This is a genomic window from Curtobacterium sp. BRB10, from assembly GCF_031844325.1.
Taxonomy (GTDB): Bacteria; Actinomycetota; Actinomycetes; order Actinomycetales; family Microbacteriaceae; genus Curtobacterium; species Curtobacterium poinsettiae_A.
This window is the reverse complement of the sequence record NZ_JAUZVA010000001.1, coordinates 379,692-391,293: the sequence shown is the minus strand read 5'-3', so window position 1 is coordinate 391,293 and position 11,602 is coordinate 379,692. Positions and strand designations below refer to the sequence as shown.

Genomic DNA, 11,602 nt, shown 5'->3' with positions numbered 1-11,602 from the left:
CCACGCAAGCGTGCTCAGTGCTTGCCGGCGGCCGCGATGACGGCGCGGACCGTCTCGGGGTCGAGGCGGAACGCCCGCGGGTCGGCGTCGCCCCGTGACACGCGAACCGGTGTCGACCAGACGGAGCCGTCCGCGGAGACGTCGACGACGAGTGCGCCGCTGTCGACGACGGCCGATTCCTCGTCGTACGGGCCGACGACGTCGGTGTCGTTCGCGACACCGGGGGCGACGAGGACCGGGACGCCGGCGAGCGACCCGGCGAAGTGGTGGTGGTAGTGGCCGGCGAGGACGACCCGCACGTCGGAACCACGGATGACATCGGCGAGCGCCTCGGGGTTCTGCAGGCGGAGGGCCTCGTGCAGCTCGGTCGGGGCGGGCAGCGGCGGGTGGTGCAGGACGACGACGGTGCCGTGCGGGGCGTCGGCTGCGCCTTCGGCGAGGGCCGTGCGCAGGTGCTCGAGCGCGGTGTCGCTGAGCTCGCCGTACCCGGCTCCCGGGACGCTCGTGTCGACGGTCACGATCCGGCGACCCGCGACGACCGACTGCCCGGAGACGGGGACCGTCGGGGGCAGGTACTCCATCGTGTGCATCAGCGCCGTGGCGCCCTGGCCCAGGATGTGCCCGTTCGCCAGGACCTGTCGGAAGCCCTCGCGCAGGTCGTGGTTGCCGGGGACCGCGACGAAGGCCGCACCGTGCCGCTCCGCCCAGCCGCCGACGCGGTCCCGCACGGTCGCGTAGGACTCGGGGCTGCCGTCCTCGGAGACGTCGCCCGAGACCACCACCAGCCCGATGCCGGGCACCTCGTCGACGTGGGCGAGCAGCTGTTCGAGTGCGGCCGTGGTGTCGACCGCGCCCTGGTGCAGGGCTCCGTCGCCGGTCAGGTGGGTGTCGGAGAGGTGGAGGATGCGGAGGGTCCCGGCTGCTGGCGGCTGCATGCGTCCACGGTAGCCACGGCCCCCGTCAGTCCGGTGCGGCGGCCGCTCGGTGAGCAGGAATGGTCGGGTCGCGCCGCCGGACCCGACCATTCCTGCTCACGAAGTCCGTGTCCGACCGTCAGTCCGGCGCGGCGGCCAGCTGGTCCTCGAGGTTGAAGACCTCGGGCAGCACCCGCGCCGTCTGGTCGGCGCGCCCGGTGGCCCCGGCGAAGAGGTCCTGCATGTGCGCCTCCCACGCCGCGGCCACCTCGGACGTGGCGAGTGCCGCGTCCGCACCGGCCACCGAATCGGTCTCGTAGTACCCGATGAGCAGCCCGTCGTCGTCGAGGAACAGCGAGTAGTTCCGCCGCCCCGCCGCCGCGATCGCCCGGAGCATCGCCGGCCACACGGCGGCGTGCCGCTCGCGGTAGGCGTCGAGCATCTCGACCTGCACCTGCAGCCGGAAGCAGACGCGGCTCACCGGCCGGCCTGTTCGCGGCGACGCTGCTCGGCGTCGTGGACGGTGCGCTCGTCGGCGGTGCGGACCGTCCCGGTGACCGTGGTGACGGTGCCGTAGCGCTCGGCCTCGATCGCCTCGAGGGTCTTGCCCTGGGTGCGCGGTGCCCAGATCGTGCCGACCAGGAACGACAGCGCGAGGAGCCCGAGGATCAGGCCGCCGAGGGCCCGCAGCCCGATGTCCGACAGCAGCAGCGGGAACCAGATGCTCAGCAGGCCGACCATGACGCGGGCGGCCAGGAACAGCACGCCCTGGGCGCTGGCGCGGTACCGGGTGGCGAAGAGCTCGCTCGTCCACAGGCCGTAGAACGCCTGCGCGCCGATGCCCGACGAGATGCCCCACGCCACGGCGAAGAACAGCAGGGTGCCGAGGTTGGCGGGCGCGTAGATGAGGACGGCCCACGCGATGATCGCCAGCACGGCCCCGACGGCGTAGAGCGCGCGGCGGCTGACCCGGTCGGCGTACCGCATGAAGCCGAAGTACGTCGCGGCCACGGTGCAGCCCCAGACCAGGATCTGCAGTCCGTACTGCTCGGTGACGCTCGTGACCCCGGTCGCCGCGTACACCCGGGGCTGGAAGATGCCGGCCTGCCCGGCGACGGTGTTCCAGAGCGCGTAGACGCCGAACAGGAACAACATCGCGGTCAGGTTCTTCCGGCGGCTGAACAGCTGCGTGATCCCGTGGAAGAAGTTCGCCGTGCCGGTGGCCGCGCGCTCGTCCTTCCAGATCGCCGACTCGGGCAGCCCGCGACGGAGCCACCACACGATCGCGGCGACGACGAACAGGTGGGCGAAGATGAGGCGGCTGCCGAGCAGGCCGAGGGGTGCCGCGGCGATCGCCAGGGCGAACCCGACCATCGGCCCGATCGACCACGCGAGCTGTGCCGTGCCGACGTGGGCCGCGCGCTTGTCCGCGGGGGCCTGCTCGGCGATGTAGGTCCAGCTCGCCGGCACGCCCGCCCCGACGGCGATGCCGGTCAGGATGAAGCCGACCAGGAGCATGCCGTAGCTGCCGGCGAACACCGCGAGCAGGATGCCGAGCATGTACAGGAGCAGGTCGTACGTGTAGATGAACTTCCGGCCGAACCGGTCGCACAGCGGTCCGCCGACGATCGCGCCGACGGCGGCACCGAAGGCGTTCGCGGACAGGCTCGCCAGCAGGCCGACCTCGAGGTCACCGATCCGGAACTCCGCCTGCCACAGGCTCAGGCTCGTGGCGATCGCGATGATCGACCCCGACTCGATGTAGTTCGACATGGCCACCGAGACGGTGGCCTTCCAGCCCGTGGTGTTCCGGGCTCCGATGCGGACCGCCATTGGTCCTCCGTTCGCGTGTTCGTCGGTGAATCGTTTCAACGGGACGACGAGGACGATAGCGCTCCGGTCGGCGTGCTGGCAAGAGCGGGTTCGCCAGGCTGCTCCTCGCACGGTGCGAGCGGGCGCTCGCCCCACGCGAGGTTGCGCCCGCACGGTGCGAGGGGCCGTTCGCCCCGTGCGAGGTTGCGCGCTCCGTGCGAGGTTGCGTGCTCCGTGCGAGCCTTTCCACCCCGCACCGAGTGCGGAACCTCGCACCAGCCGCGCGCCTCGCACCGTGCGCGCGCCTCGCACCAGCCGCGCGCCTCGCACCGTGCGCGGGCAGTGGAAGCGGCCACCCCACGGACGGGAGGCCCGGTACCGGCCCGCCCCGCGCCTCCCGTCCGCGTTTTCCACAGATCACGGCGCGGGCCGACCGCGTGGACCGTGCCGATGCCAGGATGGCCACATGGCGGTCAGTGTGCGAGAGGTGGCAGCGCTTGCGGGCGTGTCCCTCGGCACGGTGTCGAACGTGCTGAACCGCCCCGACAAGGTCGCTCCCGGCACGGTGGAACGCGTGCAGTCGGCGATCGCGACGCTCGGGTTCGTCCGCAACGACTCCGCACGGCAGCTCCGGGCCGGACGCAGCTCCACCGTCGGGCTCATCGTGCTCGACGGCGGCAACCCGTTCTTCACCGACGTCGCCCGGGGCGCCGAGGACGCCGCGATGGACAACGGCCTCGCGGTGTTGATCGGCAACTCCGACGAGTCGACCGACCGCGAACGCACCTACGTCGACCTGTTCGAGGAACGCCGTGTCGCCGGACTCCTGATCTCCCCCGCCGGCGACGACCTGTCCCGCCTCGCGCGGCTGCGTGACCAGGGCACCGCCGTGGTGCTGGTGGACCGCCGCGCCGACGACGAGCACTTCGCCTCGGTCTCGGTCGACGACGTCGCCGGGGGCCGCATCGCGGTCGAGCACCTCGCGGCGATCGGCCGCACCCACATCGCCTTCGTCGGCGGGCCGTTCGGCATCCGCCAGGTCGCCGACCGGCACGCCGGGGCACTCGCCGCCGCCCAGGCCGCGGGCATCCGGCTCGAAGCCCTGCCGACCACCTCGCTGTCCGTGCTCGAAGGGCGCCGCATCGGCGAAGCGATCCAGGCACGGCCGGCCGCCGAACGCCCGGATGCGGTCTTCGCCGCCAACGACCTGCTCGCCGTCGGGCTCGAACAGGCCTTCATCATGCGCGGCACCATCGCGGTGCCCGAGCAGATCGCCATCGTCGGCTACGACGACATCGCGTTCGCCGAGTCCGCCGTGGTCCCACTGACGTCGGTGCGGCAGCCGGCGCAGGACCTCGGTCGTCGCGCGATCGAACTCCTGACGAAGCAGGTCGAGCAGGGGCAGGACATCGACCTCGAGCACGTGGAGTTCACGCCGGAGCTCGTGGTGCGGCAGTCCACCGTCGCCGACGCCTAGGGCGCGGTCCGGACACGGCTCCCCCGCCGCCTACGATCGGAGCATGGTGCATGTCCCCCGGCGCGACGGTCCGCCGAGCGTGCACCACGTCGCTGCCCGGGCCGGGGTCTCGCTCGCGACCGTCTCGAACGTCCTGAACCACCCCGAGCGGGTCGCCGACGCGACCGCCGCACGCGTGCGGGACGCTATCGACGCGCTCGGGTACACGCCGAACCGCAACGCCCGGGCGCTGGTGTCCGGCAGCACGCGCGCGATCGGTCTGGTGGTGATGTCGCTGCGGAACTCCCTGTTCAGCGACATGGTCAACGGCGCACAGCTGGCCGCCCGGGAACGCGGCTTCACCCTGCTGATCGCCAGCAGCGAGGACGACCTGCAGGCGCAGGGCGAACACCTCGCCTACCTCGAGAGCGCCCGGGTGTCGGGGATCCTGCTCGCCTCGATGACGGAGTCGCGCGACCAGGTCGAGGTCGCACGACGCCACGGCCGGCCCGTCGTGTACGTCAACCACGAACCGAGCGAACTCGACGCGTGCGCGGTGGTCGTGGACAACGAGCAGGCCGGGTTCCTGGCGACCGAGCACCTGATCGACCGCGGCTGCCGACGCATCGGGTTCGTGAGCGCCCGTCCGGACCTGCAGCCCGTCGACCGCCGACGGGTCGGCGTGCTGCGGGCCGTCGCGGCGCATCCCGGGGTCGAGCTCGTCGACGTCGACGCCGGGGACATCGACCCGCCGGGTGGCACCGACGCCGGGCTCCGCATCGCCCGGATGCCCGCGGACGAACGCCCCGACGCGGTGCTCGGCGTGACCGACCTGCTCGCGATGGCCGTCGTCTCCGAGCTCCGAGCCGCCGGGATCCGCGTCCCCGAGGACATCCCCGTGTCGGGCTGCGACCACAACTCCGTGGCGTGGGGTGGTGCGGTGCCGTTGACCTCGGTGACGATGCACGGCTCGGAGATGGGTGCGGCTGCGGTGGAACTGCTGCTCGAGGAACTCACCGACCCGATGCACGTGCACCGGACCGTCGTGCTCGGCAGCGAGCTGGTGCCGCGCGAGAGCACGCTCGGTCGCGAGGCCGCGGCCGCAGCAGCCGCCGCGGCCGCCGTCGCGGGCACGATCACGTCGAGCGACCCGAGGCGCACCGAGGCCTGACCGGCGGCGGATCAACCCGCGAAAGCGACACATCCGCAGGTGGCCACGCCGTCCGGTCCGCCAGAGCGACAGATCGGCGCGAACGTTCGGCGGCGCACTGTCGCTTTCGCGGGCGAGGGACGGGCCGGCGCGCACGAGGCGATGCGGGACCGCGAACGCGACCGGGCACCGGACGGGAGGCGCGGAGCGGGGCCGGCACGGGCCTCCCGGCCGGCGGGCGGCGCGACCACCGCACGGTGCAGCACCGCGCGTCGACTCGGTGCGAGGTTCCGCACTCCGTGCGAGCCCGCGCGCCCGTCACGGAGTGTGGAACCTCGCACCAGACGAATGGACCCACCGCACCTCGCTCCGCGGGTTCGCGTAACGAAATCGGCACAGCGATTGACACGCTTCAATCCGCATGGTTCCATCCTGGTTGAAACGTTCTAAAACGCAGTGACCGGACCCCGCGACGGCGCGGGATCCGGGTCCGTTTCACCCGGGGTACCCCAGCCCCGGGCCTTACGAGGAGGTAAGGAATGTCAGTTCGTTCCATGACCAAGCGCGCGATCGCCATCGGCGGCGCAACGGTCCTGATCGGTGGGCTCGCAGCGTGCTCGTCCGGCGGCTCCGCCGACGAAGGCGGCGGCAAGGTCGAGATCACCTACCAGGCCGACAACGCCCCGGCCACCGCCGCCACCGCGAAGCCGCTCATCGAGGCCTTCGAGAAGGCCAACCCCGACATCACCGTCAAGTTCGACACCCGGCCCCAGGGCACCGACGGCGACAACCTGATCAAGACCCGGCTGTCGACCGGCGAGGCCGCCGACGTCTTCAACTACAACTCCGGCTCGCTCATGCAGGCCCTCAACCCGGACAACACCCTGGTGGACCTGTCCGACGAGGAGTGGGCGGGTGACGTCGACCCGCAGTTCACCAAGGTCGTCAGCACCGACAAGGGCATGTACGGCGCCCCGTTCGGCACGAGCTTCGGCGGCGCGGTGCTCTACAACACGAAGGTCTACGACGACCTCGGCCTCGAGGTCCCGACCACGTGGGACGAGTTCATCAGCAACAGCGAGAAGATCAAGGACGCCGGCGACATCGCGCCGATCATCCAGACCTACGGCGACACCTGGACCAGCCAGCTGTTCGTCCTCGGCGACTTCGCGAACATCACCGCGCAGGACGACAAGTGGGCGGACGACTACACCGCCAACAAGGAGTCCTACGCCGACGAACCCGCACTCGCCGGGTTCGAGCACCTCGCCGAGGGCAAGGACAAGGACCTCTACAACGAGGACTACGCCTCGGCCACGCAGGCGAACGGCCTGAAGATGCTGGCCGACAGCACCGGCGCGCAGTACCCGATGCTCACGAACGCGATCTCGGCGATCCAGCAGGACTCCCCCGACGCCGTCGACGACATCGGCGCGTTCGCCCTGCCCGCCGAGGACGCCGCGGACACGAGCCTGACGATATGGGAGCCGAACGGCCTGTACATCCCGAAGACGACCACGGGCGACAAGCTGGCGGCGGCGAAGAAGTTCGTCGCGTTCGCGAACTCCACCGACGGCTGCCAGGTGCAGAACGACACCGGCACCCCCGCCGGCCCGTACGTCATCTCGACCTGCTCGCTGCCGGACGACGTGCCCCCGATGATCGACGACCTGCAGCAGTACCTGGACGACGGCAAGGCGAGCCCCGCGCTCGAGTTCCTGTCCCCGATCAAGGGCCCGAACCTCGAGAAGATCTGCGTGCAGGTCGGTTCGGGCATCACCACCGCGAGCAAGGGCGCCGACCAGTACGACGACGACGTCGTCCAGCAGGCACAGCAGCTCGGCATCAAGGGCTGGTGATCGGCGTGACCGCGACCCTCACGACGGCGGTGGCCCCGCCGCAGACACGCAAGGCCGGCCGCCCCGGACCAGCGCGCAAGCGGATGCGTTCGTTCTACCCCGCGTGGTTCTTCATCCCCGCGATCGCGCTGTACGTCGTGTTCTTCGCGGTCCCGACCTTCGCCGGGTTCTACTTCTCGCTCACCCGCTGGACGCTGTTCGACCAGACCTTCATCGGCTTCGACAACTTCGTCCGGTTCTTCCAGGACCCGCAGCTCGTCTCCGGGTTCGTGCACACCTTCCAGTACGGCTTCGTGACGAGCGCGGCGAAGGTGGTCCTCGGACTGGCCCTCGCCCTGCTCCTCACGTCGCCCGTGCTGGGGCGCGGCTACCTGCGGGCGGTCGTGTTCTTCCCGGTGCTCGTGTCGACCATCGGCATCGGCATCACGTTCAAGGCGCTGATGGACCCGTTCCACGGGATCATCAACGGCGTGCTGGGTTCGGTCGGCCTGCCCACCCCCGGGTGGCTGACCGACCCGGCGCTCGCCCTGTGGAGCGTCGCCGCGGTGGACGTCTGGAAGGGCGTCGGCATCGCGACGCTCATCTTCATCGCCGGCATCGTGGCGATCCCGCAGGAGTACTTCGAGGCGGCACGGGTGGACGGCGCGAGCGCGTGGTCGATCTTCCGGAACATCACGTTGCCGCTCTCCCGCCCCGCGATGGGCACGGTCATCATCCTGTCGCTCATCGGCGGTCTGCGGTCGTTCGACCTGATCTGGGCGATGACCGGGGGCGGGCCGGGGTTCACGAGCGACGTGATCGCGAGCGTGATCTACAAGCAGTACCAGGCCGGGTTCTACGGCCTGTCCACCGCCGGCAACGTGGTCCTGTTCGTCGTCGTCACCGCGATCATGGTGCCGATCTCGTGGCTCCTCAACCGCAAGGAGGCAGAGCTGTGACCGCCGTCACCACCCCCGGAACCGGCCACGCGCCGGCTTCCGGCAGCCGCCGACCGACACCGGCGAGCCGGTCCCGCCACCCGGGGCGTGCCCGCCGGTGGATCATCGGCTCGATCGCCATCGTCGTCAGCTTCGTCGTGTTCCTGGTGCCGTTCGTCTTCGTGCTGCTCCAGGCGGCGAAGAACCCGGCCGAGGCGAACCAGCTCGGCTTCAGCCTGCCGACCGACTGGCAGCTGTGGCAGAACCTGCAGGCGGTGTTCCAGAGCGGTGACGGCGGGATCCTCCGCGCGTTCTGGAACAGCGCCCTGCTCACCGTCGGCAGCGTCACCGTCATGGTCGTGTTCTCGGCGATGGTCGGGTACGTCCTGCAGCGACGCCCGAGCCGGTGGAACGGCCTGATCAACTTCTTCGTGCTGGCGGGGCTCATCGTGCCGCCGGCGATCGTGCCCACCATCTGGGTGCTGCAGGGGCTCAACCTGTTCAAGACCATGGGCGGGATGATCCTGATCGAGGCGACGTTCGGCCTGTCGTTCTGCATCCTGCTGTTCCGGGCGTTCGTCGCGACGATCCCGAAGGAACTCGACGAGGCCGCCGTGCTCGACGGCGCCGGCCCGGTCCGCCTGTTCTTCGGGGTGGTGCTGCCGCTGCTCAAGCCGGTGATCATCACGGTCGTGCTCGTGCAGTCGGTGACGGTGTTCAACGACTTCACCAACCCGCTGTACTTCCTGCCGGGGTCCGAGAACGCGACGGTGCAGCAGACGCTCTACGCGTTCCAGAGCCAGTCGGTCAGCCAGCTGAACCTGCTGTTCACCGACGTGCTGCTCATCACGATCCCGCCGCTGATCCTCTACGTCTTCTTCAACCGTCAGATCGTCGCCGGCATGACCAGCGGCGCCGTCAAGGGCTGACCGCCCACCCCGGCCTGGAGGCGCGACCCGCCTCCGCCACACCGCCCACCCCGGCGGACGGCCGGGCCCACGACCTGTGCACCGGTCGACGACGACCGGTCGCGTGAAAGGACCACCACATGACCACCTGGACCGCACCGTTCATCGCGGCCGACACCGACCTCGGCAGCGCCCCGATCCTACGTCGGGAGTTCACCCTCGACGACGACCACGGCGCCGTCACCGCCGCCACCCTCGACGTCAGCGCCCTCGGCGTCGTCGAGGCCTGGCTCGGCGGGCAGCGCGTCTCCGACCACCTGCTCGAACCGGGGTGGACGAGCTACGAGTGGCGCATCCGCGTCGTCTCGCACGACGTCACCGCGCACCTCGCCGACACCGCGGCCGGCGGCGCAGCCGTGCTCGCGCTCGTCGTCGGCAACGGCTGGGCCGCCGGACGCCTGGCCTGGGGCGGTGGCGGCGGCTGGTACACGGACGAGCGCGCCGGGTTCGCCGAACTCCGGATCACGTTCGCCGACGGCCACGAGCAGCACATCGCGACCGACACCGACTGGCAGGCCCTGTCGAGTGCCGTCACCGCCGACCAGCTCTACGACGGGCAGGACATCGACGCCCGACTCCGCGACGGCTCGTTCCTGACGCCCGGCGAGGTCACCGTGCCCAGCGTCGACGGCCACCAGGGGCGGACGAGCACGGTGCACACGGTCGACATCGGCGAGCGCGAACTCGTCGCCGACACGGTGCCGCCGGTGCGCCCGCTCGCCGAGATCGCCCCGGTGGCGATCTGGACGAGCCCGTCGGGAGCGACCCTGCTCGACTTCGGCGTGAACCTGGTCGGGTGGCTCCGGGTCACCGCGACCGGCCCGGCCGGCACCGTGCTCACCCTGCAGCACGCCGAGGTGCTCGAACGCGACGAGCTCGGCACCCGCCCCCTGCGCACCGCGAAGGCGACGGACCGCTTCACCCTGCGCGGTGACGACGAGCCCGAGACGTTCGAGCCCCGGTTCACGTTCCACGGGTTCCGGTACGCGCAGGTCGACGGCTGGCCGGGCACGCACGACGAGCTCCGCGCCGCGGTCACCGCCGTGCAGGTCGGGTCGGACCTCACCCGCACCGGCACGTTCGCGTCGAGCCACGAGCTGCTGAACACCTTCCACGACAACGTGGTCCGGGGCATGCAGGGCAACTTCCTCAGCGTGCCGACGGACTGCCCGCAGCGCGACGAGCGGCTCGGGTGGACCGGCGACATCGCCGCGTTCGCACCGACGGCCTCGTACCTGTTCGACACCCGGACGTTCCTGGCGGACTGGCTGCGGGACGTGTGGCTCGAGCAGCAGCACGCCGACGGGGTGATCCCGTTCGTCGTGCCGGACGTGCTGAAGTACTCCCCCGCCGAGGACTTCGGCACGCCGGACGCGACCGCCGTCTGGTCGGACGCCGGCGTCTGGGTGCCGTGGACCCTGTACCAGGCGTACGGCGACACCGCGGTGCTCGAGGAGCAGTTCGACTCGATGGCCGCACACCTGCGCCGGGTCCGTGACCACCTGTCCCCGGAGGACCTGTGGGACACCGTGTTCCAGTTCGGCGACTGGCTCGACCCGGACGCCCCGCCCGAGGCCCCTGCCGACGCGAAGGCCGACAAGGGCGTCGTCGCGACGATCTGCGCCTACCGGTCCGCGACGATCGTGGCGGACGCGGCGGAGCTGTTGGGCGGTCACGAGGCGGAAGCGGCCGAGTTCCGGGAACTCGCCACGCGCCTCCAGGCCGGGTTCCGCACCCACTACCTGCAGGACGACGGGCGGATCCTGTCGGACGCGACCACGGTGTACACGCTGGCGGTCGTGTTCGGGATCCTGTCCGAGCGGGAGCAGGCCGTGGCGGGCGACCGTCTCGCCGAGCTGGTCGAGGCGTCCGGGTACCGGATCTCGACGGGCTTCGCGGGAACGCCCTTCATCACCGACGCGCTGACGCAGACGGGCCACCTGGAGGACGCCTACCGGCTGCTGCTGCAGACGGAGTGCCCGTCGTGGCTGTACCCGGTGACGATGGGCGCGACGACGGTGTGGGAGCGCTGGGACTCGATGCTGCCGGACGGCACGATCAACCCGGGCGAGATGACCTCGTTCAACCACTACGCGCTCGGTGCCGTGGCGGACTGGATGCACCGGGTGGTGGGTGGGCTCTCGGCCCTTGAACCCGGGTACGCCGCCGTGCTCATCGCACCGCAGCCGGGCGGTGGGCTGACGTGGGCGGAGACCTCGCTCGACACCGTGCACGGGCACGTCGCCGTGCGGTGGGAGCTCGTCGACGGGGAGTTGCGGGTCCGAGCGACCGTGCCCGAGGGCGTGACCGCGGTGGTGCGCTTGCCGGGTACGGCGGAGCAGCGGCTCGGCGGCGGCACGCACGAGCTGCGTGCGCCGGCCGCGGTCCCCGCCGCGTAGGGCCCTGGTCCGCAAGACACCGGTGTTCGCGCGTCGAACCCCCGAACGCGCGTGTTCAACGCGTGAACACCGGTGTTTTGCGGCACGACCCCACCCACCACGGTTGCGGCAGACCGCCGCGAGCCGT

9 protein-coding genes are annotated in these 11,602 nt (G+C 71.2%); 6 read left to right on the top strand and 3 right to left on the bottom strand.

The window, feature by feature from the left end:
* Positions 1-14: 14 nt before the first annotated feature.
* The 3 genes from Q9R26_RS01890 to Q9R26_RS01880 form a co-directional block, all read right to left on the bottom strand.
* Positions 15-935: a metallophosphoesterase gene (locus Q9R26_RS01890; protein ID WP_311226407.1), complete on the bottom strand. Its 921-nt coding sequence runs from the start codon at positions 933-935 to the stop codon at positions 15-17.
* Between the two features lie 118 nt (positions 936-1,053).
* Positions 1,054-1,395 (bottom strand): L-rhamnose mutarotase, encoded by a 342-nt coding sequence (locus Q9R26_RS01885; RefSeq protein WP_311226406.1) that lies wholly within the window; start codon positions 1,393-1,395, stop codon positions 1,054-1,056.
* The gene (locus Q9R26_RS01880; protein ID WP_220456633.1) at positions 1,392-2,747 is read right to left on the bottom strand and encodes an MFS transporter; all 1,356 of its coding nucleotides are present in this window, start codon (positions 2,745-2,747) and stop codon (positions 1,392-1,394) included. Before Q9R26_RS01880 ends, Q9R26_RS01885 begins: the two co-directional genes overlap by 4 nt.
* 445 nt (positions 2,748-3,192) lie before the next feature.
* Between Q9R26_RS01880 and Q9R26_RS01875 the strand changes: the two genes are divergently transcribed.
* The 6 genes from Q9R26_RS01875 to Q9R26_RS01850 all read left to right on the top strand — a co-directional run bounded on the left by Q9R26_RS01875 (position 3,193) and on the right by Q9R26_RS01850 (position 11,475).
* Complete coding sequence (locus Q9R26_RS01875; protein ID WP_311226405.1) at positions 3,193-4,203, top strand: LacI family DNA-binding transcriptional regulator; 1,011 nt, start codon at positions 3,193-3,195, stop codon at positions 4,201-4,203.
* A gap of 43 nt (positions 4,204-4,246) precedes the next feature.
* The gene (locus Q9R26_RS01870; protein ID WP_311226404.1) at positions 4,247-5,353 is read left to right on the top strand and encodes a LacI family DNA-binding transcriptional regulator; all 1,107 of its coding nucleotides are present in this window, start codon (positions 4,247-4,249) and stop codon (positions 5,351-5,353) included.
* A 518-nt stretch (positions 5,354-5,871) separates the two neighbouring features.
* Entirely contained in the window at positions 5,872-7,191 is a 1,320-nt protein-coding gene (locus Q9R26_RS01865; protein WP_311226403.1) for an ABC transporter substrate-binding protein, read from the top strand.
* A gap of 5 nt (positions 7,192-7,196) precedes the next feature.
* The gene (locus tag Q9R26_RS01860) at positions 7,197-8,129 is read left to right on the top strand and encodes a carbohydrate ABC transporter permease (RefSeq protein ID WP_241660435.1); all 933 of its coding nucleotides are present in this window, start codon (positions 7,197-7,199) and stop codon (positions 8,127-8,129) included.
* 101 nt (positions 8,130-8,230) lie between these two features.
* Positions 8,231-9,037, top strand: a complete 807-nt coding sequence (locus tag Q9R26_RS01855; RefSeq protein ID WP_259580324.1) for a carbohydrate ABC transporter permease — start codon at positions 8,231-8,233, stop codon at positions 9,035-9,037.
* A gap of 119 nt (positions 9,038-9,156) precedes the next feature.
* Positions 9,157-11,475: a family 78 glycoside hydrolase catalytic domain gene (locus tag Q9R26_RS01850; protein WP_311226402.1), complete on the top strand. Its 2,319-nt coding sequence runs from the start codon at positions 9,157-9,159 to the stop codon at positions 11,473-11,475.
* Positions 11,476-11,602 lie beyond the last annotated feature (127 nt).